Origin of the sequence: Sphingobacterium yanglingense (genome assembly GCF_004363245.1) — a bacterium.
Taxonomy (GTDB): domain Bacteria; phylum Bacteroidota; class Bacteroidia; order Sphingobacteriales; family Sphingobacteriaceae; genus Sphingobacterium; species Sphingobacterium yanglingense.
In genome coordinates this window covers 37318-64018 of sequence record NZ_SNYV01000004.1, presented here as the reverse complement: position 1 = coordinate 64018, position 26701 = coordinate 37318, and the positions used below count along the sequence as shown (strand labels likewise).

At 39.8% G+C, this 26701-nt stretch carries 25 protein-coding genes; 8 read left to right on the top strand and 17 right to left on the bottom strand.

What is annotated here, in order from left to right:
- Positions 1 to 67 precede the first annotated feature (67 nt).
- Entirely contained in the window at positions 68 to 1261 is a 1194-nt protein-coding gene (locus CLV99_RS01895; protein WP_133582798.1) for a hypothetical protein, read from the top strand.
- A 1053-nt stretch (positions 1262 to 2314) separates the two neighbouring features.
- Here CLV99_RS01895 and CLV99_RS01890 read toward each other — a convergent pair.
- From CLV99_RS01890 to CLV99_RS01880, 3 genes are all read right to left on the bottom strand, one after another.
- Positions 2315 to 2953, bottom strand: coding sequence for a hypothetical protein (locus CLV99_RS01890; RefSeq protein WP_133582797.1), 639 nt, complete (start codon positions 2951 to 2953; stop codon positions 2315 to 2317).
- Positions 2954 to 3129: 176 nt separating this feature from the next.
- Positions 3130 to 4341, bottom strand: a complete 1212-nt coding sequence (locus tag CLV99_RS01885) for a hypothetical protein (protein WP_133582796.1) — start codon at positions 4339 to 4341, stop codon at positions 3130 to 3132.
- Between the two features lie 99 nt (positions 4342 to 4440).
- Positions 4441 to 7290, bottom strand: a complete 2850-nt coding sequence (locus tag CLV99_RS01880) for a TonB-dependent receptor (protein ID WP_133582795.1) — start codon at positions 7288 to 7290, stop codon at positions 4441 to 4443.
- Between the two features lie 288 nt (positions 7291 to 7578).
- Between CLV99_RS01880 and CLV99_RS01875 the strand changes: the two genes are divergently transcribed.
- From CLV99_RS01875 to CLV99_RS01865, 3 genes are read left to right on the top strand one after another with little or no spacing between them, the layout of a single operon-like run.
- Positions 7579 to 8205: an ABC transporter ATP-binding protein gene (locus tag CLV99_RS01875; protein WP_133582794.1), complete on the top strand. Its 627-nt coding sequence runs from the start codon at positions 7579 to 7581 to the stop codon at positions 8203 to 8205.
- Between the two features lies 1 nt (position 8206).
- Positions 8207 to 9640 carry an ABC transporter permease gene (locus tag CLV99_RS01870; RefSeq protein WP_133582793.1) on the top strand — a complete coding sequence of 478 codons (1434 nt, stop codon included), beginning with the start codon at positions 8207 to 8209 and terminating at the stop codon, positions 9638 to 9640.
- Between the two features lie 31 nt (positions 9641 to 9671).
- A complete protein-coding gene (locus tag CLV99_RS01865; protein ID WP_133582792.1) occupies positions 9672 to 10154 on the top strand; it encodes a hypothetical protein in 483 nt (160 codons plus the stop codon).
- Here CLV99_RS01865 and CLV99_RS01860 read toward each other — a convergent pair.
- From CLV99_RS01860 to CLV99_RS01820, 9 genes are all read right to left on the bottom strand, one after another.
- Positions 10151 to 10864, bottom strand: coding sequence for a 16S rRNA (uracil(1498)-N(3))-methyltransferase (locus tag CLV99_RS01860; RefSeq protein ID WP_133582791.1), 714 nt, complete (start codon positions 10862 to 10864; stop codon positions 10151 to 10153). The two genes, CLV99_RS01865 and CLV99_RS01860, sit on opposite strands and share 4 nt — an antisense overlap.
- Before the next feature lie 5 nt (positions 10865 to 10869).
- Positions 10870 to 12183 carry a hemolysin family protein gene (locus CLV99_RS01855; protein ID WP_133582790.1) on the bottom strand — a complete coding sequence of 438 codons (1314 nt, stop codon included), beginning with the start codon at positions 12181 to 12183 and terminating at the stop codon, positions 10870 to 10872.
- Between the two features lie 6 nt (positions 12184 to 12189).
- Entirely contained in the window at positions 12190 to 12732 is a 543-nt protein-coding gene (locus tag CLV99_RS01850; RefSeq protein ID WP_133582789.1) for an inorganic diphosphatase, read from the bottom strand.
- A gap of 15 nt (positions 12733 to 12747) precedes the next feature.
- Positions 12748 to 13398 carry a DedA family protein gene (locus tag CLV99_RS01845; RefSeq protein ID WP_133582788.1) on the bottom strand — a complete coding sequence of 217 codons (651 nt, stop codon included), beginning with the start codon at positions 13396 to 13398 and terminating at the stop codon, positions 12748 to 12750.
- Positions 13399 to 13432: 34 nt separating this feature from the next.
- The gene (locus CLV99_RS01840; RefSeq protein WP_133582787.1) at positions 13433 to 13846 is read right to left on the bottom strand and encodes an HIT family protein; all 414 of its coding nucleotides are present in this window, start codon (positions 13844 to 13846) and stop codon (positions 13433 to 13435) included.
- Between the two features lie 220 nt (positions 13847 to 14066).
- Positions 14067 to 14540 carry a transcription elongation factor GreA gene (gene greA, locus CLV99_RS01835; RefSeq protein WP_133582786.1) on the bottom strand — a complete coding sequence of 158 codons (474 nt, stop codon included), beginning with the start codon at positions 14538 to 14540 and terminating at the stop codon, positions 14067 to 14069.
- Positions 14541 to 14681: 141 nt separating this feature from the next.
- Complete coding sequence (locus tag CLV99_RS01830; RefSeq protein WP_133582785.1) at positions 14682 to 15377, bottom strand: response regulator transcription factor; 696 nt, start codon at positions 15375 to 15377, stop codon at positions 14682 to 14684.
- 3 nt (positions 15378 to 15380) lie between these two features.
- Positions 15381 to 17054 (bottom strand): sensor histidine kinase, encoded by a 1674-nt coding sequence (locus CLV99_RS01825; protein ID WP_133582784.1) that lies wholly within the window; start codon positions 17052 to 17054, stop codon positions 15381 to 15383.
- Between the two features lie 3 nt (positions 17055 to 17057).
- Positions 17058 to 18938 (bottom strand): alpha/beta hydrolase family protein, encoded by a 1881-nt coding sequence (locus tag CLV99_RS01820; RefSeq protein ID WP_133582783.1) that lies wholly within the window; start codon positions 18936 to 18938, stop codon positions 17058 to 17060.
- Between the two features lie 104 nt (positions 18939 to 19042).
- On the opposite strand from CLV99_RS01820, the gene CLV99_RS01815 reads away from it, so the two are divergent.
- Entirely contained in the window at positions 19043 to 19327 is a 285-nt protein-coding gene (locus CLV99_RS01815) for a DUF4286 family protein (protein ID WP_133582782.1), read from the top strand.
- 32 nt (positions 19328 to 19359) lie between these two features.
- Here the strand turns inward: CLV99_RS01815 and CLV99_RS01810 are convergent, their stop codons facing one another.
- Genes CLV99_RS01810 through CLV99_RS01790 form a run of 5 tightly spaced genes read right to left on the bottom strand, consistent with a single transcriptional unit; the run spans position 19360 to position 22942 of the window.
- A complete protein-coding gene (locus tag CLV99_RS01810; RefSeq protein ID WP_133582781.1) occupies positions 19360 to 19632 on the bottom strand; it encodes a hypothetical protein in 273 nt (90 codons plus the stop codon).
- Positions 19633 to 19674: 42 nt separating this feature from the next.
- Positions 19675 to 20373: an RluA family pseudouridine synthase gene (locus tag CLV99_RS01805; protein ID WP_133582780.1), complete on the bottom strand. Its 699-nt coding sequence runs from the start codon at positions 20371 to 20373 to the stop codon at positions 19675 to 19677.
- Positions 20374 to 20400: 27 nt separating this feature from the next.
- Complete coding sequence (locus CLV99_RS01800; protein WP_133582779.1) at positions 20401 to 21396, bottom strand: MlaD family protein; 996 nt, start codon at positions 21394 to 21396, stop codon at positions 20401 to 20403.
- Between the two features lie 10 nt (positions 21397 to 21406).
- The gene (locus tag CLV99_RS01795) at positions 21407 to 22180 is read right to left on the bottom strand and encodes an ABC transporter ATP-binding protein (protein WP_133582778.1); all 774 of its coding nucleotides are present in this window, start codon (positions 22178 to 22180) and stop codon (positions 21407 to 21409) included.
- Positions 22181 to 22183: 3 nt separating this feature from the next.
- Complete coding sequence (locus CLV99_RS01790; RefSeq protein WP_133582777.1) at positions 22184 to 22942, bottom strand: MlaE family ABC transporter permease; 759 nt, start codon at positions 22940 to 22942, stop codon at positions 22184 to 22186.
- A 239-nt stretch (positions 22943 to 23181) separates the two neighbouring features.
- Between CLV99_RS01790 and CLV99_RS01785 the strand changes: the two genes are divergently transcribed.
- From CLV99_RS01785 to CLV99_RS01775, 3 genes are all read left to right on the top strand, one after another.
- On the top strand, positions 23182 to 24579 hold the full coding sequence (locus CLV99_RS01785) for a DUF6600 domain-containing protein (RefSeq protein ID WP_133582776.1): 1398 nt from the start codon (positions 23182 to 23184) through the stop codon (positions 24577 to 24579).
- 216 nt (positions 24580 to 24795) lie between these two features.
- Positions 24796 to 25974 carry a nicotinate phosphoribosyltransferase gene (pncB, locus tag CLV99_RS01780; protein ID WP_133582775.1) on the top strand — a complete coding sequence of 393 codons (1179 nt, stop codon included), beginning with the start codon at positions 24796 to 24798 and terminating at the stop codon, positions 25972 to 25974.
- A complete protein-coding gene (locus tag CLV99_RS01775) occupies positions 25967 to 26668 on the top strand; it encodes a class I SAM-dependent methyltransferase (RefSeq protein WP_133582774.1) in 702 nt (233 codons plus the stop codon). The genes pncB and CLV99_RS01775 overlap by 8 nt, the downstream gene beginning before the upstream one ends.
- Positions 26669 to 26701 lie beyond the last annotated feature (33 nt).

Sequence of the window (26701 nt, the reverse complement as noted above, 5' to 3'; positions counted from 1 at the left end):
AATAAGTCAAGATAAGAAAAATAACATTATTTTTTTATTAACTTTATATTAAGCTTATGTTAATAAAATGAGACTTTCGATTCGATATATCCTCTTACTCTGTATAGGTTTGACCTATACGGCTTCCCTGTGGGCCCAGCAACTGGATACCATCGACTTTTTTAAAAAGCCATTTGTCTTCAACAGATCTCATACCCCTCAGATTCAAATCCAAGGGAAAACCGATGAGCGATCTATTCTTACCTTTTACAACGACATTGAGTCAAAAGAATATACACCGCTTATAGAACAATTAAAAGCATTTAAAGCGGAGAACAGTCTTAATGATTGGCTTTATTACCAACTTGTCCGCCGTGTATCGGAATCGATAAGCCCTAAAGCTGAGAACTACCACCGCTATACACTCTACAAATGGTACCTGATGAACAAGTCTGGTTACGATGCACGTCTAGCTGTCGGTGATGACCAGGTGATATTTTATATCAAGAACAAAGAAGACATCTCCGATATCCCCTTTTTTATCATCGATGGACAACAATTTACCTGTCTTAACTATCATGATTATGGCAAATTATTCAGACGCTCTGATGTCTATCGTCCCGTAGCCATCAGCGTCCCTGGAGCAGATGGTGATTTCAGCTACAAAATTGCGCAAATGCCCGAATTTAAAGATGAGTCCTACGCGGTCAAGAATGTCAACTTTCAATACCAGGACAAAGTCTATGAATTTGACATCAAAGTAAATGACCACGTAGCCGGAATTTTTAAAAACTATCCTGGAGTAGATTTCGAAACCTATTTTAATATTCCGCTCACTCAGGTGACCTATCAATCTCTAATCCCAGTGTTAAAGGAAAATATCAAGGGAATGGATACAAAAGGGGGTGTTGACTACCTCATGCGCTTTACCAGATATGCCTTTTTATACGAGAATGATGACATCAATTTTGGTATAGAAAAACGCTTGTCTCCCGAACAGACACTAATGAATAATTACAGCGACTGTGACGACAGGGCGGCTTTGTTCTTTTTCTTGATCAAAGAGATCTATAATCTTCCTATGATTGCCATATTATACCCTACCCACATAACTATGGCCGTACAGTTCGAACAGAAAATCGGTGAATCCATAGCATATGAGGGACAGTATTTTTCCATCTGCGAACCTACACCCCAGGGACAGAATCTAAATATTGGCGAAGTAGCCGATAAGTACAAACACGAGAAATATGAGATCGTGTATCATTACAAACCGAGATAGTCGCTTTGATCGTTAAAGTTCGAAAGTATAATCCATAGCATTTCCTTATGTACGCGCGTCTACGATCCCTCCAGTGCCCTTGCATGCCTATTCAAGAGAGGTAGGAAACAGGTTGGAGACTCTCTTGGGACATCCTCGCCTGTTGTTCGCCCATTGTTCGAGCACCGTTTGCCTTGGGGACAAAGGATAGTCGAAGAATTACCAAAGGATAGTCGAAGCAGCCCCGAAGCAATCCCGAGGATGGTACGGAGCGTTATCGAAGCATAGTCGAATCTATAACGGAGTTGAGGGGACTTGAGCGGACTTCAGGCGAGTTGAGGGGACTTTTGATTAATAATTCTATATTATTAATAGATCAGCCTGTAAAATGCTCTATAGACTAATATAGCACTGTTAAAATCATTACTTCTACCCTAAAAGTAAATATAAAAGAGCACCTATTGCTACGTAACATGGATACGTTCTTGTACAAGTCGAACGCAAACTGAACCAAAAAGATCAGAAACCAACAGCAGTAATTGAGAGTTTAGTCTAAGTCTGTTACAAGTTCATACCCGTGTCTGATGTCTATAGAGTGATTTCCATGATTGCTACGTAGCTATTGGAGCCAGAATCATGTTTTTATCACTAACTATTCTCACTTTCTGGTTTATCGGTACTAGACTAGCAGAAACTGAACACAGTCAATCGCACTCTGAATTAACCACAGCAGACATTCACTGTCACCCAAGATAAACTACTATTTCGTTAAACGCATGTTACGTAGCGAGAGCGCAAACTAGCAAGAATTTATCTTATAGTTGTGTACAACTATTGTCAACTTGTAACGCTTTGAGAACAACTCAAACATTGTAGAATAGTACTTTTTACTGGAAACAGAGAAGTATTACCTATTCATAAAACGGCTATGAAGCATCCATCACTACCTGTACAATATCGTTGTAACTGTTTATGGGTTTAAGGCATATATATTGAAATTGTACCACTTCACAATACCGTAAACTAATTTAGTTATAACCGTTAATAAGTATTAACTTCTCTCTTCAATTAGGTCTACTTCAATACATTCTCCGCCGACTCAAAAACAGACCTAATCTCTCGATCCATCGCATACAAAACTTTACCGTTATATTTTTCTCGCTTTCCTTTCATATAATCAAAATAGGATTTCGTTAAGTCCAGATCAAACTTATCAACGGAACTATGCTGATCGAAATTAACGTCATTCAGCATGGAATTTGTTGCTTCAAGATACATCTGCAGATTATTTCTACGCTTATCACTACCATATATGTTATATATCCTCATATCCACAGTACTGGCACCGATATCAATCGAAACAGTAAAGAACATAGTAAAATTCGAATTATTAACTCCTGATTTAAAGCTATATTTTCTACCAGCCTTTCCCACTAATGCCCCTAAGTGTGGATCATCGATTTGGATCACATTCTGAATGCCTGGAAAACTATCTACAAACCATCTCTTCAAAGTCGTATGAACTTCAACTTTGTCTCCGGTATAAGGTAATAATTCCCTGTACTCCACCTTCTCATCTTTAAGTGGAATAAAAGTAGTAGCGCTGTCAATCTGTTCTTTGCTCGGATTATAAGCATTGATAAAGAGATTTGCTTCTTGCCCCGAGAGACTAATAGATAGTAAACAGAAGATAAACAAACAAAGTGTTTTCATATTGAAGTCATTTTTAGTAAAAACCATTGTATTATAATCACAATAAATGCAAAACATATGTTTTAATCGTCAACGCATCATTAATAAATGATTAATTTAAAAAACTGCAGATGACCATAATAGAAAAGGGCTAACTCTACGAGTTAGCCCTTTTCTATCTATTTAGAAACTATTGATTACAAACCAACAGTCCAACCTTTAGCCCACTCTGGAGTTGCTGTTCCAGCGCCAGCTCCTGTAGCATTAGTATTTTCTGTATAGATTGCTGATACATCAACAGACTCTCCTTTTGTACCTTCTGGAGACCCAGCAGGAACTGTTTTTGTTCCTTTCGACTTCTTTACCACATTATCAAATTTCACATTAGTAACTTTCAATGTACCATCTCCAACATAGCCGATACCTTCATTATGTTCTACGTCAAAACCAACTTGCCAGTTGCTCAATACGACATTGTCAATGATTGCTTTAGTACCTACACGCAACTTCATCGCCTGAGGCTCTGCTCCATATTGTTGTTCAGTTGCACCAACACCACCTCGTCCTATCAACGTTAAGTTTTTAATCTTTGGATTAGAAATAGGATTCGCTAAGTGATTATTAGAATTGTTATCTGCCTCTATACCTCTGTTTCCTTTAGAAGCAGCTTCTTTTCCATACCAATTTTCATTTGTACCATTCCAACCTTCAGTCCAGTCAAATTGATCATCTTCATTCGCTGTTGCAACCAAATATTTTGTATTCACTGTACCACCGAACCACTCAAAACCGTCATCCGAGCCTTCGTGAACCTGAATGTATTCGATCGTAGTACCGTTACCTACACCAAACATAGAAAGACCGTTAAACTCTTTATCAGCATTATAAGAATAACCAGAGTACTCTATACGCGCATATTTCAAGATACCAGAGTTGTCATTTGCAACAGTACCACCGTATGGTAAGCCAGACACCTCTGCATTTGCAGTATTTCCTTTATTAATTGGGGCCTTTCCACAAAGAACAATTCCACCCCACGCCTGCTGTACTTTATTAGCTGCTGTAAAAACAATAGGCTTTTCTTTAGTTCCCTCTGCTAAGATTTGTCCACCTTGAGCTACTGCGATATAACGGATCTCCTCACCATCTTTAAATGGTGTTGCCTCTACTATTACACCTGGTTTTATTGTTAATTTTCCACCAGCTTTTACAATTAAAGGTCCGTTCAATTTATAAGTACCACTTTCCAGTACTAAATTTTGACCATCTTTAACTTCTCCTTGTAGATTAGTGCGAATATCGTTATCGATAATTTCAGTAGCATCGTCTTTTTTGCTACAAGCTGTAAAAGCCATCGGAGTAGTCGCAAGTAAAGCGAGCATTAACAATGTAGAAGTAGATCTTTTCATTTCTTTAATTTTAATTTTTTCTTCTTTCGATAGTACAAAGAAAGATGTTTAACATTTATTTATAATTAACTCTATATTAGATTTTTGTTAACAGAACCATTAAAACTTATAGTTCACACCCAAACTAAAAGTAGCTCCTCTTTTATACGACATCACCTTCACTGGTGTCTCATTTTGTTGCCATCTTTCAAAAGATGGGTTTAGGATATTACGCGCCGTCAAATCAACCCCCAAATGTTTGGTTAACTTAGACTTTAGCACAAAATCCAATGTACCTAGGCCTTTATCCACCAAATTACCACGTCCTCCGGTACCAATTGCATTGAGCTTATCGGAGTAATAATTATATAATATCGTCGCAGAAAGATTTCGCTTAGCATCAAAGTTTTTCAGATAAGATAGATCTGCATTAACAATGAAATCAGAAGCTCCTGTAAATTTTGAAGAAGTGCTTGTTGGATCGATATTAATGAGGCCGTCAGTGTCTTTAAATACCTTTTCTGGATTAAACTTTTGATCAGTCTTCATGATAGCTGTATTAAATCCGATCGAGAGTTTATCATTTGTTAAATCCAACAGATATTTCTTCGCTTCTATTTCGACACCATATACATATCCTTTATCACCGGTATTAGCATACGACACATCATTGGAAGTTGATGATACCACAATTTCATTAATAGGATTCTGTATATATTTTCCAAAAGCAGTAACGGAATATAACTCTCCTTCACGAGGGAACATCTCCCATTTCAAATCCAGATTATAGTTGTCCGAAGCATATAAATATTGGTTACCAACAAATGTCTGGGTTACCTCTTCATATGGGAAGCGTGCTCTTTCCTTAAACTGAGGTAACGTATAGGTCTTACTTGCACCAAGGCGTAGATTATTCTTAGCATTCAACTCATACTTTAGATTCAAGCTCGGCAATAAGCCATTTTTCTTCAGCGTATTTTTACCTCTAGAATATTCGATACTATAGAAATCGACATATTGTTTAATATTCTCGTAGCGTACACCCAATACTCCCGTCAATCGATCTGTCAATTTATAATCCATTGTTGCAAACCCTGCGTGAATATCTTGGTCACCGTTGTAGTTTTGAAAGGCATTCCCTGCTAAACCTATAATATTATAAAATGTACCATAACCAGCAGCACCAAGATATTGGTTCAGGTTATTCGGATCCATCTTTGTAGTACTCTGCTGTCCGTCTAGAATATTGAAGTTCAACTGCATTACGTCGAAAGAACGTTCTTTCATTCTTCCATTGTACCCTACTGTCAGTTTACCTCTATTATCGCCTAGTTTGTATGATGCTGCAACGTTAGCAGCTAGTTCATTTTCCTTAAGGTAATAAGTATATCGGTGGTTATCAGCTGCATTGACACGTATAAAATAGTGATCACCATTAGTCGTTGTACTATACATACTCTGCAAACGGTCAGGCATATCTCCTTTTACATTGTTGTAAGCCAATCCCCAATCCAATTCGACTTTATCCGTCAAGGTGTGCTTACCTAACAATTGATTGATAAACAACTGCGTAGATGAAAATGTACTACGATTGATTGTCCCTCTGTAATTCTCAGCATCTACCCCTGCATCTCTGATATATCCAGTAAACACATCCCTATATTGATTACCCGCATTAACATACATGAAATTATAGGTCAGTTTATGCTTAGCATTAATTTGATAGTTGGCGTTCAACATTCCTGTTGTATTGGCGCTGTAGCTTTGTTGCGATTGATTCAATGATTTCAACGGTGCTCCCTGTGCACTAAAGCTAGAGTTCACACCTTCGCGAGCTCCATAACCATTAGCAAAATTCACCATACCAAACAAACTCATTCTTCCTTCAGAACCAACTTTAAACGAGTCTCCTGCTTTGACAGCAAAATTCATTGGAAGCACTGTCTGCTTCTTAGGATCCCATCCATTTTTGAAATGATAGCTTCCTTGCACATCTGCTGGTGCTTTATAATTTGAATAACCGAAGAAATTAGGTCCATCCTGCAAATAGAAATCGCCCCATTGTTTCATTGCATTAGAATTCACAGAAGATCCTACTGAAACTTCAAACAATCGATCTCCCTTAAAATCTTTAGAACCAATATTTACAGTAGCTCCACCGAAGTCTCCATTCAAAGGAGAATTATAAGATTTATCCACACCAACATAATCTACTACATCAGTTGTGAATATGTCTAAAGCGATATTCTTCAGATTAGGATCACTTGCTGGTATTGGTAAACCATTCAACGATGTAGAAATATAACGATCCCCTAATCCCCGGACGTAAACCTGTGTTGATCCTTCTTGTCTGGAAACTCCTGATAATTGACTGACAGCACCAGCCGCATCAGACACTCCTTTACGGGACAGCTCCTGTGCACCGATTTTCTCTACGAATAAATTAGAATTCTTACGTTCTTCCAATAAAGCGAACTCAGTCGCTTGCACACGTCTACGTGTCACGACAACCTCATCTAGTGTCGAAGACTCGCTTACCAACACAACACTTACAGTCTCCCAGTTTTTTGCTTCCAAAACTACCGGCGTGATCTCCTTATTGTACCCTAGATAACTACTTACTACTTTATAATCACCCTTCTTGTCAACAGGGATAATAAATTCTCCATTTGCATTGGTTGATGTAACTTTGCTATTATCAGACAATGATACACTTACCCCCGCTATAGGTTTCATCGTCTCTACGTCGATGATCCGTCCTCGGATACCCAATACCGAAGCTGAAACCCCATCAGCGATTGAAGCACTCGTTTTCTGCTGTGCATTCAACGTATTAACAGTATCCTTTTTAGTGGACTCCTTTACTAAGGCATTTCCTTTCGGATCTGTCTTTTGTGCAAATACAACTGAGCCTGCTACTACACCTAATACTAGCAAACCTGCCTTTTTAATGTTTAAATTTAGTTTCAACTTGAATTAATTTTAATTTAACACAAAAGTATAAGGGGCATATTAACTCAATATTACCGACAAATTACTTTTACCTCAACCTATTGTTAATAAATCGTTAACTAGGTCCGATAAGGCGAAAAAAGACAGTCAATAAACCCCAATAACATGACGTTTATTTCAGATACATTAATTTTTCTTTAAGGCGAAAAGGACTTAATCCTGTAATAATTTTATTAAGATTTTCTATTGTAACCAATTTCCGATACCTTTAAGGTTGAAAATTCACACCGTAGGAATACATTATCCATGATACGTTCAGAAAACCTTAAGTTCAACTATTTGCCGTCGCACGAACTGCAGTTTCCTGATTTCAAAATAGAAAAACATCAGCATACCCTTCTATTAGGAGACTCAGGCACTGGAAAAACGACTTTACTACATTTATTGAGTGGCCTTTCCCGCCCTACTAGTGGGAAAGTATTCGTAGACAATCAGGATATCTATCAACTTGGCGAAAGTCAACTCGATAGGTTTCGTGCTGCTAACATTGGCTTTATTTTTCAGGAAGCTCATCTTTTGAAAAACCTGACTATAGGAGAGAATATTGAATTGGCACAACATCTTGCAAAAAAAACAATTGATAAGAAGGCCATAGCCGCAATATTGGAGAAGTTGCAACTGCTTGATAAAACAAACAGTTACCCTTCGCAGCTGAGCAGAGGTCAATTGCAACGTGCAGCCATCGCTCGCGCTGTGATCAATAGACCAAAGATATTGGTTGCCGATGAGCCTACTGCCGCTCTGGATGACACCAATACGCAACATGTCTTGGAGCTTTTACTGGATACAGCCAATACCTATGGAGCTACGCTGCTAATAGCTACGCACGATAAACGAATAAAGGACAATTTCTCCAATACCTATCAGTTATAATATGAACAATTTTGCATTAGTCTGGAAGAATATTACCCAACAATGGGGCGCCACCCTATTGAGTATAGTCTTGACCGCATTCGGTGTTGCTATACTATTGGTTATATATATATCGGGAGATACCTTTGAAAAGCAACTAGAGAACAATAGTAAGAATGTAGACTTGGTAATCGGTGCCAAAGGTAGCCCGATGCAATTAATATTGAGTAGTCTATACCATGTAGACAACCCTACAGGCAATATATCATTAGCGGAAGCAAACAAGATAGCCGAAAATCCTTTTGTACAATTGGCTGTTCCAATCTCTTTGGGGGATAATTTTAAGGGGCACCGGATTATTGGCACGGATACTTCTTTTATGGGACTCTATGAACTGAAGCTTGCTGAGGGGGCATTATGGTCGAAAAGCTTTGAGATTGTACTTGGTGCCGAAGTAGCCCGCAAGCATCAGTTAAAAATCGGTGATGAAATACATAGTGCGCATGGCCTATCAGCTGATGCGCACGTCCATGATGACCATCCATTCAAAGTGGTTGGTATACTGGCACCAGCTAGGTCTGTCGTAGACAATCTTATACTATCCAACCTAGCGAGCGTATGGGAGGTACATGGCATAGCGCATGATGGCGAACACATACATGGTCCAAACTGTGACCATGACCATGACCATGACCACGATCATGCACATCATAGCGATTCGACACATGAACATAAGGCGGAGGACCATAAACATGAGCACGGAGACGGAGAAGAGCACAACCATGAACATGCAACAGCACAGGAGCATACACATGACCATGCGGAAGCTGAAGAAGAATTGGTTAAAGAAAAGCCTAGAATGGAATCACCTGCTATGGTCAAAAGCATAGGACAGGATATGATTGAAGACCACGGGGTCGAAATCACTGCTCTGTTAGTCAAATATAGCTCACCAGCAGCAATAGGCGTGCTACCTCGATTGATCAACCAAAGTACACATATGCAAGCGGCTTCACCAGCAATAGAGAGCTCTAGGATTTTTTCGTTATTAGGTGTAGGTCTGGATTCATTAGCTATATTGGCTTATGTGATTATGCTGATTGCAGCACTGAGTGTCTTTATAAGCCTCTACAATGCCTTGAAAGATAGACGGTATGATATGGCAATCATGCGTACCATGGGAGCCTCCAAGACAAAACTCTTTGCCTTAGTCGTAACCGAAGGGCTGGTCATTACCTTGATCGGTGGTCTGGTCGGTCTACTGATGGGACATACCATACTGTATTATATAAGTACGCAGACCAGTCAGAGTGCAGATTTTATTGAGGCATTCAAGCTATACCCAAATGAATTGCTTATTCTATTAGCAGCGATAGCATTAGGTATAGTAGCAGCGTTGATACCTGCATTTAAAGCCTATAACACAACTATTTCAAAAACATTATCATCCAAATAATAAAAGGATAGAAGCATAGACAATACAGAGAATGAACAAATTATTTCTAATACTAAACTTTCTTTTGCTGAGCACATTGATTTCAAATGCTCAGATAAAAGATTATCCCAACCTCAATGTTCCGGATCACACTCCGATGATGAACAATACCTGGGAAGCCATCGACAAAATGATGTACAAAGTCAGTACAGAGGGCAACAAAAAGGTTTATACTCCGCATTATCCGCCAGAGCTGAAAAAACTGGAGAACAAAATTGTGGACTTGCCGGGATATATCGTACCGCTTACGAGTGGCCGAAACCACAGCACTTTTATGTTATCGGTACTACCAATTGCACAATGTCAATTCTGTGGAACCAACGGTATCCCCCCAATGGTCGAAATATTTATGAAAAAAGGAAGTATCAAGTATACGGAGGAGCCTATTAAGATTAAGGGGAAGATGAAATTCAATCCAGAACCGCTCAAAGGAAATGCAGAGATACAGCTATTCGAAGCAGAACTAATCCGTTAGCGATTCAATAAAGACACTTCGATTGTAGAAGCGAGTGCTGCCGTTTCGGTACGTAACCTCGCATCACCCAAGGAAATAGGAATAAAGCCAGCATCTAATGCCTGGCTTATTTCTTTTTCGGAGAAATCTCCCTCAGGACCTATGAGCAACAAGTAATCACCTTTAGGCTCAAAAGCCGTAGCGATATATTTCTTCTCCGCATCGACACAATGTGCAAGCCCTTTATTGGTTCTCGTTTCAGTTGCTTGTTGTATAAATTTATGGAAAGAAATAGCTGGGTTTACTCGAGGCATATATGCTTTTAAAGATTGTTTCATCGCAGAAATTGCAACTTTCTCTAAACGCTCTACCTTCACTTCTTTCCTTTCGGAATGCTCACAGATTATGGGAGTAAACTCATGCAACCCGACTTCAGTAGCTTTCTCTAAGAACCACTCCAGTCTATCCATATTCTTTGTCGGAGCCACTACCATATGTAAACGATAGGGCAATATCCCAAATTCGGTCTGAACCTTTAATATCTTTAGACTCGTGCGCTTGGGATGCGCATCCAATATTTCGGTTTCATATAGCCCACCTCTCCCATCAACAAGATGTATGGTATCTCCGACCTGTAGCCGTAATACTCTAACAGCGTGTTTGCTTTCTTCTTCATTCAGAAGAAAAGCGGCATGATGGGGTTCTATATCAGGGGTGTAAAAAAGCTGCATTATACTTATTCGTCGTCATCATCATTGGCCGTCTCTACCAAATCCAATTTCACAAACTCGATGTTTTGTTGTGTCTTTTTCATAATGGTAAACACATAACCAAACTCCTCTGTAGATTCGCCGACATCAGGGATTTTCTCAAACACGTGGCTGACCAATCCAGCTATGGTATCATAATCCGAGCTTTCTGGAAGTTCCAAAGGTAGATAACCGTTAGAATCGTGTACAGAAGCACCAGCATCTACCATGTACTCCGTTTCGGAAATACGCTCGACAACAGGTGTTTCCTCGTCATACTCATCCTGTATCTCTCCAACCAGTTCTTCGACAATATCTTCCAAGGTAACCATACCGGAAGTACCACCAAATTCATCTAGAACAAATGCAATCTGAATGCGCTTTAACTGAAACTCCGTCATCAAATCATTGATTTTCTTTGTCTCAGGAATAAAGTAAGGCTTACGCATTATATTTTTTAAGACTACCTCTTTCCCTTTAACCAATAAGGGAAGGATATCTTTGGTGTGTACCACCCCTACTATCTGATCAATATTATCATCATAAATAGGAATACGGGAGTAACCTTCTTCTGTAACCGTATTAATGAACTCTTCGGCAGAATCATCAATCTCCACAGCGATTATCTTGGTACGGGGTACCATAATGTTTTTTACGACACGTTCATTAAAGTCAAAGACATTCTTAATAAGCTCATGTTCTGAAGTATTCAACGCCCCAGACTCCTTTCCTTTTTCTAAAAGGTATTGAAGCTCTTCGGAAGAGTGCGTCGAATCGTGAGGATTGGGGTGTATACCTACCAACCTCAATAAAAAGTTAGCAAATCCGTTAAAAACGTAAATTAAAGGCATTAATACCCAAGAAAAAATACGTAAAGGAATAGCAACTTTCATGGTCGTCGCTACAGGCTTTTGAATCGCAATGGATTTTGGTGCGAGCTCACCCAATACAACATGTAGAAACGTGATAGTACCGAATGCGATTGCAAATCCAGCCCATTTGGCCCACCCTTGCGATACATCTACTTGCAGATACGCAAATAGCTGGGATACGAGCTGTGTCATTACAGCTTCACCCTTCCACCCTAAGCCTAGAGAAGCTAAAGTAATACCTAGCTGCGTAGCAGCTAGGTATTTATCCAAATGCTCTGTAATATTTTTCGCAATTTTAGCGACATTGCTACCCGACTTTGCCTGCAACTCAATTTGAGATGCTCTTACCTTTACTATAGCAAACTCAGCAGCAACAAAAAAACCGTTTGCAAAAACTAAAAAAATTGTCCAAAAAATATCGAGGGCCATCAGGGGTTATTTGTTTCTTATATCTTTGTTGTACAACTCAATACTCTCTAAGATAACATTTTGAGCGTAAGTACGGCCATATAAATTTTCAATTGTTACATTTTTACCTTCTAGGGCTTTGTAATCCTGGAAGAAACGTACAATCTCTTTCATCGTATGCGGAGGTAATTCAGAAAGATCGTTAATGTGATTAACAGACATATCATTTTTTGCTACAGCAATAATCTTGTCATCTTGTTCACCGCCATCGATCATGTGCATTACACCAATAACTTTAGCTTCGATAAGGCTCATAGGAACGACATCCACAGAACAAAGAACCAAAATATCTAATGGATCTTTATCATCACAGTAAGTTTGAGGGATGAAGCCGTAGTTTGCAGGATACATCACTGAAGAGAATAAAACTCTATCCAATTTTAGTAAGCCGCTATCCTTATCGATTTCGTATTTCGCTTTCGATCCTTTAGGTATTTCTATAATAGCATTTACGGAATTTGGCAGGTCCTCACCAGGAGAAACTTGGTGCCAAGGGTGTTGTGTACTCATTAATATATTTACTGTTTATTTTGTTTCTTTTTTTTCTTTTTGGCCTTTTATCCATCGTTTTAGTAAAGCAATAATTATAGGTAAGAAAGCAATAACAATCATACCGACAATAATATACTCTACATAATTAATGATAGAAGGGAAAAGCTCCCCCAAATAATATCCCGAAAGAGTCAAGACGGACACCCAGATAAATGCGCCTAAAACGTTATAAAGCACAAATTTCTTAAAGTCCAACTTAACCACTCCAGCAAATATTGGCGCAAATGTACGAATAATTGGCACAAACCGCCCTATAACTAATGCTGTACCACCATATTTCTGATAAAACTCTTCAGCCATGACGACGTATTTCCGTTTGAAAATCAACGAATCCTTCCGCTTGAAGAGCATGGGCCCCGTTCGATATCCAAACCAATAGCCTGCAAAATTACCCAAGATACCTGCTCCTAAGATACCAAAATACATGGTCGTAATACCTACATCAATCTTATTGAGTGCACAGAATAACCCCGCTAAAAATAAAAGATAATCCCCCGGCAGAAAAAAGCCAAAGAAGAGTCCGGTCTCTGCAAATACAATTAAACAAACAATATAGAACCCGCCATGACTTAATAAGTACTCAGCGTCCAATAATTGTTGAAATGACACTAAAAATTCTTGCATATTTCTTTGTTAGGATACGAGTATGAGGCTTTGACTACTCGCCATTAGTGATAGAGACCACTGCGTGACGGATATCATCCGCTATCTTAGTCATTTCCTCTGTAGGTAAAGACAATTTTGCCTTTTCAAAATTCATATCGCTCACTTCATTAAGCGGGATAAGATGTATATGAGCGTGTGCTACCTCTAAACCGACAACTGCTACTCCGACTTTTCGGCAAGGGAACACTTTCTTTATGCCTTGGGCTACAATTTTGGCAAATACCCACATTCCCATATACTCATCGTCGTTAATATCGAATATATAATCAGTTTCCGTCTTTGGGATAACCAATACATGTCCTGGAGTAAGCGGAGAAATATCTAAAAAAGCCAAATAATCATTGCTTTCAGCAACTTTATAGGCTGGTATCTCGCCAGAAATAATCTTTGAAAATATTGTAGACATTTATCTTTCAAGTTGATCAATGAACAAATATAACAAAACCTTCAACAAGTATTTGCATAAACTACAATGAAAGTTGGAACCTCCTATTTTTTCTGACATTATGCACACATAGACAAAACTCCCCAAAAAAGCGGGAGAGCCACAGAAACTATGGCTCTCCCGTTGAATTATAAAGTTATGAGAGCGGTTATGGCAGTCCGCTCATAACCTATCTTAAATATTATCTAGAAATATCCAATATCTCAAGTTCGATTTCACCTGCTGGTACATTCACTTTAGCAACGTCTCCAACAGATTTACCTAACAATCCCTGCGCGATAGGAGATTTAACAGATATCTTACCGGCTTTTAGATCCGCTTCGGTCTCCGATACCAATTGATATGTCATCTCCGCTCCGTTTTTCTTGTTCTTTATCTTAACGATAGAAAGGGCCAATACTTTGGAAAGATCTAATTTAGATTCATCGATTAATCGTGCACTTGCCAACACATCTTCCAATTTGGCAATCTTTGCCTCATGTAGTCCCTGTGCCTCTTTTGCAGCATCATATTCTGCATTTTCTGACAAGTCACCTTTGTCCCTAGCTTCTGCGATGGCATTGGCTATTTTAGCCCTTCCTTCAGTTTTTAGGTACTGTAGTTCTTCTTTTAACTTCGCTAACCCGTCTTCTGTGTAATAAGTTACTTCCGCCATAATTATTCAATTAACTTAAATAGTAAATACTAATTCTTAATAAAAAAGAAACAAGACCACTCTTTCCTCATTCCGAAAGAGTGGTCTTGTTCGATATTGACGAAGATAATTAAAACGTTTTAATTATCCAAATCCATCAAATTATTCTTCATCGACAAACTTATACCCTAAACCTCTGACAGTCTGTAGGTAAGTCGGTTTATCGGGATTATTCTCGATTTTCTTGCGTAAACGGACCACGTGCATATCTAAGGTCCTGGTATTAACATTGGAACTGTATCCCCAGACCACTTCCATAAGCTCCTCCCGGGTAATCTCTCTTCCCATATTCTGTAGAAAATGTAAAAGAATACGGTTTTCCAAGATTGTCAATTCAATCTTTTTGCCATCCCTAACCAATGAGTGGATCTGTGGATGATGCTCGGTATTCCCAAAGACATGCACGTCTTTATTATTGCTCTTAGGAACGAAGAAACGCACCTTGTTCTCAATCATGGCCACCAGTACATCCATATTGAAAGGCTTGGTGATATAGTCTGTGATGCCATAGCTGTAGGCGTCTATTTTGTCTACATCTTGGGATTTGGCCGTCATCATAATAATGATGTTTTCAAACCCTTCCTTGCGTACAGCCTGACAGACTTCAATACCTTCTTTGCCGGGAAGCATCCAATCCAACAATACGATATCTGGTTGAAGCTCTAAGATTAACTTTTCTGCCTCCAACCCATTTCCTACTTGGATGACTTTATAATTCTCTGTCTGTAAACGATGACTTACTAAAAAACGTAAGTTTTCATCATCTTCTACAACTGCAACCGTAATATCTTTTTCCATAATTTATGCTTTTTTAACTTCTACAGGAAAACTAAGTGTAAAAACCGTACCAACATTCATTTGGCTGTCCACTTTTATATCCCCTCCCATAAACGCTGTGATCTCTTTACAAAAGGCCAATCCCAAACCAATACTTCCTTGCTGGTTAAATTGGTTCTTGACGCGGTAAAACTTTTTAAAAATACTATTAAATTCTTTCTTATCTATACCAATTCCACGATCTTTAAATAAAATAACAAAATTCTTTTTGTTTTGTTGCACTCTGATGTCCAAAACCTTTCGATCAGGAGCAGAATACTTATACGCATTATCAATTAGATTTTGAAAAACACTCGTCAACAGAACCGGATCTGCATACATCTCATCTTTCACATCAATTTTATAATTCAACTGCAGATCGGGATACTTGATGTGTGTCGCATCAAATATATGCTGACAGAACTCATTCAATTCAATATACTCGCCATTAAACTTAATGGATTTATTCTCAATCTGAGCAAAGGACAAAAGCTTATTCATTAAGGCATTCAGTTTGTCCGCTTCCTGATCTAGAATCCGTCCGTACATATTCCGCTCGGTATCGGATAGTTTATCGGCACTCTTTATATTATTACCGGCTATTTTGATAACACTGACAGGAGTTTTGAACTCGTGAGTCAGGTTATTAATAAAATCATATTGAAGTTGATACAGGCGGCTATTGATCATCACATTCCGATAGACCAAATAGCCTACCATCAAAAGAATTAGATAAATCAAAGAAAGCCCAACTACTACAGGAAAGAATCGCCTATTAATATCATGCTGAATAAACTCTCTAGAAGCTTCAAACTGCAATTTATAATCGGACAAGGCTCCTGGCAGAGCCAATTCCGTGCTCAGATAAGCTGCATTCTTGACAACGTACTGATCCACGATCGGCTTAATAACAATATCTTCGTAGAGATTTGGATACTTATTCAGAATAGCCATCTTACGCGGCTCTATGGCAAACACAAACAAATCCTGTTCATAATCACTCTTTGGCAAATCCTCAAAGCGCATCATGGACTTGTAAGCCATAATATCAGACATCCTCGGAATATTTAAATAGGAAATCTTACCCGGCTGTAACGTATAGAATACCTTATAGATATCATTGTCTGTTAATTTTGTCGAGTCCGAGACCCGATCCAAGAAACCAGCCAACTTAAGCATCATATTGTTAAAGTCTTCAGCATAGTTCTTATAATCTTCCGAACTCTGATGCACACCAATAAACCGATTCTCAGCGTCCAGCTTAAAGATATAGGAATTACGCAGTGAAATACCTAAGTTATTAAATCGGAGACCTTTGCCCAATGTATCTCTATTGGTAAATACTACATCGGAAAAATTAACATTACTCACAAAGGGATAACGTCGTAATACTGTATTAGAGAACTCTGCAGCCTGTGCAGAATCGATATAACCTTGATAATAGGATATCTCAGGGACCTTGGAAGTAAAAAAATCATTAAATGGTTTGATGAACTCATCAAAAACCTCAACTTTCTTATTACTGAATTCGGTCTCCACAAAATTCGTGGTCATTTTGCGCGCAAAAAAAGCGGACGTCACGAACAACACTGTGACCAAGACCAAAAATGTGATTAAAAGGCCTAAATTCTTTCGATATTGCAAACCAAAGTTTCCCATTAGCTATAGCTGTTCTTTTAGGAACTGTTCAATCATTTGGTAATATTCAATTACGTTCTCATCCTTCTTGAACCTGCGGCCTTCATCTTCTTTAAATACATACCGCACCGGGACATTATTATTTTTCACTTTTTGCACAAACTGATTGACATCCGTGAGGCTATTGAAACGATCCCTTCCCCCATGGAACATCAAAATCGGCATTCTCACTTTTTCCGCATGAAACAAGGGCGATGTAGCCTTAAACAACTCATACTCTTTCGTCGGATCACCGATAATATTATAGTAAAGCTGTAGATAAGGCTGATAATAAGGAGGTATTTCTTTCAAATAGGTAAACAGATTAGTGTAACCAGAAGCTGAAATGGCACATTTGTAAAGCGTAGGATTAAAACAAGCTGCATATAATGCCGAATACCCTCCGAAACCGGTTCCCATTATCGCTATCTTATTTTTGTCGGCTATACCTTGATGTATCAACCAAGCGACCCCATCACTGATATCGTTCTGAATCTCTCCTCCCCACTGTTTGAATCCAGCCGTATAAAACTCTTTTCCATAACCCACAGACCCTCTATAATTGACTTGAAAAACCGCATAGCCGCGATTGGCCAAAAACTGTACCTCAGCATTGAAGCCCCATACATCTCTCCTATTCGGACCATCATGGATCAACACCACAACCGGATACGAATCTTTTTTAACAAGTGGATAGGTCAGATACCCCTTGATGGTTTTACCATCCCTAGAGTCAAAACTAACCTCCTCCATCGGTGCAAGACGCTTCCCATTCAGCGCAGGGTTAATAACAGAAAGCTCTACAATCTTATCTTTCTTTTTGGAATAATAATAAATCCCACCAGGATCAACGTCCGTATAGGTTTTAAACAATACGGTATTAAAAGCACTATCGGTATCTATTATATCAATGTTATACCCATCAAACTTGTTGGTTATTTTTGAATATATTTTTTTAAAATCCTTATTAAGAATACGTGTCTCCTTTTTGTTCAACAGTCCCGTGGTATAGACCATTTCCTCTCTAGAAAACGAATAGCCCTCTCTATTCATATCGACATACTTGTTTTCTGCAACGAGCTCTTCCCTACCGGTACGCAAATCGAGCTTAACAATGGCGAGTTTATCCCTACCGACATTAGACATTGCGAACACCGCTCCATGATCGTCCCTAACGGGCCCAAGAGGAAGTATTGTTGTCGCAAAATCTGTCTCTACGACTTTATGATAGGGATCTCCTTCTTGTTCTCGATACAGCAATTGATCTTCGACACTATCGCTTGTTAGAGCCAATCTGACTTTACCGTCCGCCGAGGCATACCATGAACTTATGTTTCCGGGATTCAGCTCTATCAATTTCGGTCCAGAGCCATCCAGAGGAACGCGATACAGATCAAATACCGAAGAATCTCTAATATTCATTTCAGCTAGAAGAGCGCCATCCCTAGACCGCAACGGATTCAACCAACTTAGCTCATGCTTTGCAGGAGCGAATAAAGGCTGAGCTACCTCATGATGAATATCTATGGTAAAAAGACGTAAGCTATCTTGATGGGACTGTGTGTTGGAAAAAACAATACTATCCTTACCTATCCAAAAAAAATATTGGACATTCATATTGTTCTGATATGTCAATTGCTTTGAAGAGTCGGGTTCTTCTATATCCAGCACAAAAATATTACGGCAATGATCCTCTAATCCCAGATAGGCAATGTGCCTTCCGTCAGGCGACACTCTAAAATTAAAACGATCCGGTTTGCCAAAAAAATCCTGGACCGGAATATACTCCACCTTTCCATTGCCATTACAGCCCACTAAAACAGTGGTAACAAAAAGAAAACTAAAGGCTTTTATTAAAAATCTCATCCAACTATTTCTCGTTCTCTCAAATATTAGAATTTTCCAAGACTAAACCTATATTGCAACTTTTTTTTTACAGGTTGAAAAATTACATTTCGTACCTTTGCATCATGTATCTATACAATATTTCTATTATAATCGAAGAGAGTCAACATCAGGAACTTCTACCTTGGATCCAACAATCTTGGGCACCAGCTCTACCAGCAGAAGTTAAACTTCTAAAAATGCTAAACTCTCCACATGAAGGACACACCTATTGTGTTCAATTAATCGCTAGTGATGAAAACGACATCCAACAGTTTCAATCGGAGCATTTGCTTTCACTACAAAACTACATTACACAGCACCACAACGAAAAAGCATTTATTTTCGATAGTGTAATGCAATATCTATAAATAAGTAAAGGATAAATGATAAGGCCGCATCACTACGAGTGATGCGATAAGAGAGTTTGTTTTGGGGATTTTGTGCGATATTTTTTATACCATAAAATCCCTATACCCGCTCCGATCAAGAAAGGTGCTCCTAATAAAAAAAGTATTCCATTATTCAACCCCTTACCTTGGGTGTTTCCATGTTGTGTACTATTCTCCGCATTTAGCGAGCACATAGCACATTGTGATACTACCACTGTCGGCTTCATAAAAACCATCCCTAGCAATAGCATTCCAGAAATAAGTGTATAGCGAACTGCTTTCATTTCACAAAGTTAAAGAATTAAGACGGATATATCCTAATTAAACTACTTACGTAATAATGCGTTAAATTTTTCCCAGAAACCATCCTCTGGCACGGAAGCTTCGATACACATCGCCTCCTCGGTCACCGGATGCTTAAAAGACAAAGACCTAGAGTGCAAACATATGGTGCGACGTGTGGATCCCCGAGGGTAACCATATTTGTTATCCCCGACAATAGGACAGCCCATATAGGCTAGTTGGCATCTTATCTGATGTGTACGCCCTGTAAGCGGGTTGATTTTTAATAAATAAAATCCATCCAACTGTCCCAGCACCTCATAATCCAACTCAGCATAGCTCCCATTCTTAACCTCCCGATCATACGCTTTGGTCACCATCTTTTTGCGGTCCCTCAAAAGCCAATTGGTCAACTTACCTTTGAGTGCCGGCGGTCGCTCTTTGACCACTGCAAGGTAAGTCTTCTCTACTGCTCTATCATGAAACAACCTATTCATGCGATCTAAGCCCTTGCTCGTCTTAGCCATCAAGATCATACCGCTAACTGGTCTATCTAAACGATGGATAACACCAACGAAAGCACGATTAGGTTTATTATATTTCTTCGCAAGGTATTCGGACAGCATTTCCTCCAGAGATTTATCTCCTGAAGGGTCTACCTGCACAATATCTCCCCCACGTTTGTTTATCGCAATCAAATGATTGTCTTCGTAGATAACATCGCTATCTGTAATTACTCCCATATTAATATGCTCTCTTCCGCTTAAACTTTATTTTGAAACCGCATCTTTCGACTCTTTCTCTGCTTCTTTTGCTTTCTTCTTAAAGTACCCACGCAATAGGAAATTACTTTGCAATGCTTCCATATTGACATCAAGTTTCTCTGTACTAGTGTTTAAGTTTTTGAGGATTTGTCGTATTTCATTTGCCGCTTCAGCGTCATTTGTAAGTACGCCTAATGCATTATCCTTATCATTCAACCGTGCAGAAGTCTTGTTCAGGTTTTCCATCAGTGCATTTGCAGTCTGTGTAACTCCCTGCAGCTGCGCAGCAGACTCTCTCAAGCTCGCAAACACCTCCGTATCTGTTGTCAAATCGTGAATAAGCCCTTGATTATTATTTAATTTACCAGTAAGTGTTACCAGATTATTAACTGCTTTATTGGCATCTGTCATCACACTATTTAAAGAAACGACAGATGACTTAAGGTTTGTCGCTATTGCATCGTCTGTTAATAGCGCGCCGATTGTCCCTTTACCTTCCACCATCTGTTGGGATAGCTTTGCAAAGTTTTGAGTGATTACAGTTAGGTTTGCACCATTCTCCTGCAAAAGTCCAATCATCTGATCCATACCACCACTAGCTCCAGACTTGATTACATCTCCATCCTGAATCTCCGGGTTAGCAGCTGTACCTCCCACCAAACTGATAATAGCATTACCGATCAGACCATCTGAACCTAGGGTAGCTACCACGTCTTTACGGATAAACTGGCTATCTTTCTCCTGTATGCTCATGACTACACGGACGTTCTCTACGTCCTCGAAAGCAATTTCTTTGATAATACCGACCTTAACCCCGGAAAACCAAACGTTATTACCTACTTTCAATCCTTTTACATCATGAAAATAAGTCTTCACGATAAGGTTTTTACTAAACTTATTTTGTTGGGTACCTAATACCAAGATACCTGCGATCAGGATCACCAGACCTATTAATGCAAAAAGTCCTACAATTAGTGATCGTTTATTTTCTGCTACGCTCATTCTTAATCTATTATACTATAAAATTATAATCATAAAATGGTTTTACCCGAGTATCATCTGTATCGAATATTTCCTCAAAGGTACCCTGTCTTTCAAACTTACCGTCCAATAACATCACCATCCTGTCCCCGACCATTTTGGCACAAGCTAAATCGTGGGTAATGATAATGGATGAAGTTTTGTACCGTTCTTGCACCTCATTGATAAGACCGTTGATATCTAAACAGGTGATTGGATCCAATCCTGCTGTCGGCTCGTCGTACAACATGATATCCGGACGCAATATCAGTGTGCGTGCTATACCAATACGCTTCTTTTGTCCACCTGATAACTCTGACGGCATCTGATTCAACGCCTGAAGCAGACCTACTCCATCCAATACATCTTCCACCTCACGGTCTATCTCTGCTCTTGTCAGATTTCTTTTATTACGCACCAAAGGGAACTCTAGGTTTTCCCTTACGGTCATACTGTCATACAATGCTGAGTTCTGAAAAGAGAAACCTATCCGTAACCGCAATTGCATCAGTTCTTTTTCGGTCAGATCATTCACACGCTGTCCTAAAACAGTAATATCACCAGTATCTGGCTTTAACAATCCCGATATCAGCTTAATAAGCACCGATTTCCCTGTACCGGATCTTCCCAAAACAACTAAGTTCTCTCCATTGTATAACTTCAGATCCACATTCCGCAATACGTGCAGATCCCCAAAAGACTTACTTACATTATCCACGTGGATCACACAGTCTTCATAGTTAATTACGTTTCCTACCTTTGCCATCTTTTAAGAAATTAAAGATAATACCTGAACTATAAGCAACTCTTCAATGAATACCGTAAACATGGAGGCTACGACTGCGCTATTAGCTGCCTTACCGACACCTTCAGTTCCTTTAGAAGAGTAATAACCGACGTAACAGCTTGCAAATCCTATGGTAAATCCAAATACAACAGCACGTAGTGTCATGGCGAATATGTCTACAAAACCGATTTTGTCAAATACCTGGGTAAAGAAACTCAATAAACTCAACTGATCATTACCGATAATACTTAAATACCCACCGAACAAACCAATCCCTGCAATATAAAAACACAGAATAGGAATCATAATTGTGGTCGCGATAATACGGCTGACCACTAAAAATTTGAACGGGTTGGTTCCTGAAACTTCCATCGCATCGATCTGTTCAGTAACATTCATCGAGCTCAGTTCAGCTCCAATCTGTGATCCGACTTTTCCGGATGCAATCAAAGCGGTAACTAAAGGTGCTAATGCACGAACTATAGCGATAGAAATCAATGCTGGCAACCAAGAGGTGGCACCAAAATCTTCTAGTGAAGGCCTAGACTGCTTGGTAAAAACAAATCCTACGATAAATCCGGTCAACCCGATAAGAGGAAAAGATTTCCAACCTATTTCGTAACACTGCCGAACAATCTCCTTAAACTCATACGGTGGACTTACTGCCTCGCGCAGTACTCGCATCAAAAAGCGATGTAACCGTGCAAACTCGAGGAGCAGATTATTAAATTTCCTTCCCATTTATCTTTTTAGAAGTGAATAAAAACAACTATGTATTCATCAAAAAACTGGCCAAAGGTACACAATTTTAACTTTTATTGAGGTCACAAAATAGGTGAACCTTAAATTGTAGCTATAAAACTACCATTTTTTTTATTTTAAGTTTACTCGTAATATCACGATTAAACCTTCTCCACCATTAGAGCGTCCTACCAACAAAGAAGAATATAGAATAATAAAGTTTTAAGAAAGCAAAGCGTATGAAAAGGGGGATAACAGTATTAATCGTAACATTGGTTTGTATTTTCACAAATCTTTTACAGCCATCTACAGCACAGGCCCAGTATTATGGAGGAATATCCCTGGACGTCTTTTATGACGAGCTTTCTCCTTATGGTTATTGGGAAAACGATCCAACCTACGGGGAAATATGGTACCCTCGAGTCAATCGGGACTTCAGACCTTATGGCACAAACGGCTATTGGGCAATGACGGAATATGGAAACACTTGGGTTTCGGGCTATTCTTGGGGATGGGCGCCATTCCACTATGGCCGCTGGGTACACAATAGTTATAGAGGATGGGCTTGGATACCTGGTTATGAATGGGGACCGGCATGGGTCGATTGGCGCTCTGGTAATGGTTATTACGGATGGGCACCTATGGCTCCCCGTATCGGTGTGCACGTATCGATAGGATTACCTATAGATCTATGGATATTTGCACCGGTAGGACATATCCATTCTAGAAACGTGTATAGGTATAGTTATTATGACCGTCCTGCCATATACAATAACACAACGATTATCAATAACACGTACATCGTAAATAACAACCACTACTATGGTGGCCCTTCTCGTAGAGATATGGAACGTACCAGTGGCCGTAGAGTAGAAGTACGTGAATTCAGGGAGTCATCGAGACCAGGGTCTGCAACAACAAGCCGCAACTCTGTATCTATGTACCGTCCCGATAACGGAACAAGTAGCTCCCGTAGAGAGACTGGATCGACACGTACAGACCGCAGCAACTCGAGAGGCGAAAGTAATTCGAGCAGAACTGACCGTAACACAACGAACTCCACAGGAAGCCGTCGTTCGGAAGCGGGCTCGTCTAGAACTGAAAATAGTAGAGGTGAAACAAGTATCGATAGAAATGGAAACTCCAGCATGCGCGGTGGTGGCACCACAAGCAGGGAACAACAATCTTCAAGAGGAACGGAAAGAGGAACAGAACGCCAGTCGCAATCTGAAAACCAGAATAGTTCGCGCCGGGGAACATCCAGAGAGCAACAGCCTGTAAGGGGAACCGAAAGTAACACACAGCGTCAACCACAACAGGAACAAAACAATCGCTCGAGGGAAGTGCAACGTAACAATGAAGGGAGTTCATCGCGTACACAGCGTGGAACTGAAACGAGCCGTGGATCGTCCGAGAGTCGCAGACAGTCTCCTGCTCAGCCTCAAACAGAGCAGAGGAACCGTCAACCGGAAGGACGTACACAACAACGCAGGGAATCGCAGCCTGTGTTTCAAGCCTCAAACAGAGAAAGCTCAACAGGCACTTCCTCCCGATCCTCGGGCAACCGCTCTGAACAAGCTCAGTCCAGTAGACGTGGCGGTAGCAGTAGTGAAGCAGGAGAGAGAAGCAGACGCTAGTCTTGATTTAAACAAAAAACAGCTATTAAATTGAAACAAATATCGAGCGAGCAGAAGGAATTCTGCTCGCTCTTTTCGTAAAAAGGATTCGATGACTATTGAAATACGAAGCTCTGCTAAATTATTTTTGGTATTTTCGTTCACGCTTAGTATTCTCTACCTTGGTTCTTGACCGCTGTAGACAATGCGACAATCAAAAAAAAGACAGACTCTGATATGGCAAGACTTGAATCTCTCCTAGACAACGACTTTTACAAGTTTACAATGCAGTATGCTGTTGTCAAACTCTTTCCAAAAGCGAAAGCTAAGTATCAATTCATCAATAGAGGTAAACACGTTTTCCCTGAGGGATTCGCCGAAAAGCTTACAGAAGCAGTCAGCGCAATGGCCACGCTTAAACTCAGCAATGGCGAAAAACAGTTCTTCGCCGAAACATGCCCTTACATCGACCCCACCTATTTTGATTTCCTCCAAGGGTATCGCTACAACCCTGAAGAAGTCCGTATTACACAGCACGCCGGAGAATTGTCCGTCAAAATAGAGGGATTTTGGTACCGTACAATCCTATGGGAAGTACCCATCATGTCATTAATCTGTGAACTGTATTATGAAATGAGTGATGCAAAAAGAGTAGATGACCAACAGGTGATGGATATTGTAGACCGAAAAATGGATAAATACGACAAGTTGAAAATCACCATTGCGGACTTTGGTACGCGCCGTAGGCACTCCTATGCAGTACATGACCTGGTAATCAGAACACTGAAAGCCCACCCCTCAAAGACCTTTATAGGAACCAGCAATGTCCATCTGGCTATGAAATATGGGACAAAGCCAATTGGGACACATGCCCACGAATGGTTCATGTTTCACGCGGCAAAATATGGGTATAAAATGGCTAATCTATTGGGGCTGGAAAACTGGTCGGATGTATATCGGGGCGACTTAGGGATCGCTCTTTCCGACACCTATACCACTGAAGCATTTTTCAGGCAATTTGATAAAAAGCTCACTAAGCTATTTGACGGTGTACGCCACGACAGTGGGGATGCAATTGAGTTTGCAAAAAAGACCATTAAACACTATGAATCGAAAGGGATTGACCCTTTATCAAAAACCATCATCTTCTCCGATGGACTCGACTATGATAAGGTGGAGAAAATCACCAACTACTGTAATGGTAAAATCGGTTATTCATTTGGTATCGGCACAGACTTTACCAACGATGTCGGCTTAGAACGCATGAATATTGTATTAAAAATGACCGAAAGCCTTCCTGAGGATGGGGAATGGACACCTGTAATAAAACTTTCTGACGAACCTTTAAAACATACCGGAGACCAGGCCGAAATTGAAATGGCGATACGGTACCTACAACTTGATGAACATGCATAGAGATATTTATGGCGAAGCACTAAACCAGTTCCATCGAAACGGAGAACTAAGCCAGCCTTTATTATTACACAGCACCTATGGCGACATTGAAGAAATGCCTGTTGAAGTCTTTTTTCGTACAGAAGAGGACTTCCCTGAGCTGGAGTTGATCGCATTGTCATTATGTGATGGTACGGTATTGGATGTGGGTGCTGGAGTTGGCTCGCATGCATTGTACCTACAAGAAAAAGGATTTGAAACTACTGCTTTAGAAATATCTGCGTCGGCTTGCAACATCATGCGAGAGCGGGGCGTTTTAAACATTGTCCAACATAGCTTTTGGGACTACTCCGAAGGAACGTATGACACATTGTTGTTCTTAATGAATGGTATAGGACTGGCCGGGGATCTGGCCGGCTTTCGTAGATTACTGCATCACGCCAAAACACTATTGACCGACCGGGGTCAGTTATTATTCGACAGTTCGGACATTTCATACCTCTACGAAGAATACCGTATCAAAAGACCTGACTATTACTTTGGAGAGATTGGGTATCAATACGAATTTCAGGGCCATAAAGGAGCTCCATTCAAATGGCTCTATATGGATCAAGCCACATTAATACGTATCGCTCACGAAGAAAACTGGGTCGTGCAGGTTCTTTATGAAGATGAAAACGATCAGTATTTAGTTCGGATGGAACCTAGAAAATAGTTAAAGCAAATTGTATTTGAGCAATTTTCGGAT

Coding starts and splice junctions, on each gene's coding strand:
- CLV99_RS01885 (WP_133582796.1), bottom strand. CDS start 4,341: ATGAAAAGATCTACTTCTACATTGTTAATGCTCGCTTTACTTGCGACT.
- greA (WP_133582786.1), bottom strand. CDS start 14,540: ATGGCGGAAGTAACTTATTACACAGAAGACGGGTTAGCGAAGTTAAAA.
- CLV99_RS01895 (WP_133582798.1), top strand. CDS start 68: ATGAGACTTTCGATTCGATATATCCTCTTACTCTGTATAGGTTTGACC.
- CLV99_RS01800 (WP_133582779.1), bottom strand. CDS start 21,396: ATGAGCGTAGCAGAAAATAAACGATCACTAATTGTAGGACTTTTTGCA.
- CLV99_RS01820 (WP_133582783.1), bottom strand. CDS start 18,938: ATGAGATTTTTAATAAAAGCCTTTAGTTTTCTTTTTGTTACCACTGTT.
- CLV99_RS01805 (WP_133582780.1), bottom strand. CDS start 20,373: ATGGGAGTAATTACAGATAGCGATGTTATCTACGAAGACAATCATTTG.
- CLV99_RS01825 (WP_133582784.1), bottom strand. CDS start 17,054: ATGGGAAACTTTGGTTTGCAATATCGAAAGAATTTAGGCCTTTTAATC.
- pncB (WP_133582775.1), top strand. CDS start 24,796: ATGGCAAGACTTGAATCTCTCCTAGACAACGACTTTTACAAGTTTACA.
- CLV99_RS01830 (WP_133582785.1), bottom strand. CDS start 15,377: ATGGAAAAAGATATTACGGTTGCAGTTGTAGAAGATGATGAAAACTTA.
- CLV99_RS01795 (WP_133582778.1), bottom strand. CDS start 22,180: ATGGCAAAGGTAGGAAACGTAATTAACTATGAAGACTGTGTGATCCAC.
- CLV99_RS01790 (WP_133582777.1), bottom strand. CDS start 22,942: ATGGGAAGGAAATTTAATAATCTGCTCCTCGAGTTTGCACGGTTACAT.
- CLV99_RS01875 (WP_133582794.1), top strand. CDS start 7,579: ATGATACGTTCAGAAAACCTTAAGTTCAACTATTTGCCGTCGCACGAA.
- CLV99_RS01860 (WP_133582791.1), bottom strand. CDS start 10,864: ATGCAGCTTTTTTACACCCCTGATATAGAACCCCATCATGCCGCTTTT.
- CLV99_RS01850 (WP_133582789.1), bottom strand. CDS start 12,732: ATGAGTACACAACACCCTTGGCACCAAGTTTCTCCTGGTGAGGACCTG.
- CLV99_RS01785 (WP_133582776.1), top strand. CDS start 23,182: ATGAAAAGGGGGATAACAGTATTAATCGTAACATTGGTTTGTATTTTC.
- CLV99_RS01855 (WP_133582790.1), bottom strand. CDS start 12,183: ATGGCCCTCGATATTTTTTGGACAATTTTTTTAGTTTTTGCAAACGGT.
- CLV99_RS01890 (WP_133582797.1), bottom strand. CDS start 2,953: ATGAAAACACTTTGTTTGTTTATCTTCTGTTTACTATCTATTAGTCTC.
- CLV99_RS01865 (WP_133582792.1), top strand. CDS start 9,672: ATGAACAAATTATTTCTAATACTAAACTTTCTTTTGCTGAGCACATTG.
- CLV99_RS01775 (WP_133582774.1), top strand. CDS start 25,967: ATGCATAGAGATATTTATGGCGAAGCACTAAACCAGTTCCATCGAAAC.
- CLV99_RS01840 (WP_133582787.1), bottom strand. CDS start 13,846: ATGTCTACAATATTTTCAAAGATTATTTCTGGCGAGATACCAGCCTAT.
- CLV99_RS01845 (WP_133582788.1), bottom strand. CDS start 13,398: ATGCAAGAATTTTTAGTGTCATTTCAACAATTATTGGACGCTGAGTAC.
- CLV99_RS01815 (WP_133582782.1), top strand. CDS start 19,043: ATGTATCTATACAATATTTCTATTATAATCGAAGAGAGTCAACATCAG.
- CLV99_RS01870 (WP_133582793.1), top strand. CDS start 8,207: ATGAACAATTTTGCATTAGTCTGGAAGAATATTACCCAACAATGGGGC.
- CLV99_RS01810 (WP_133582781.1), bottom strand. CDS start 19,632: ATGAAAGCAGTTCGCTATACACTTATTTCTGGAATGCTATTGCTAGGG.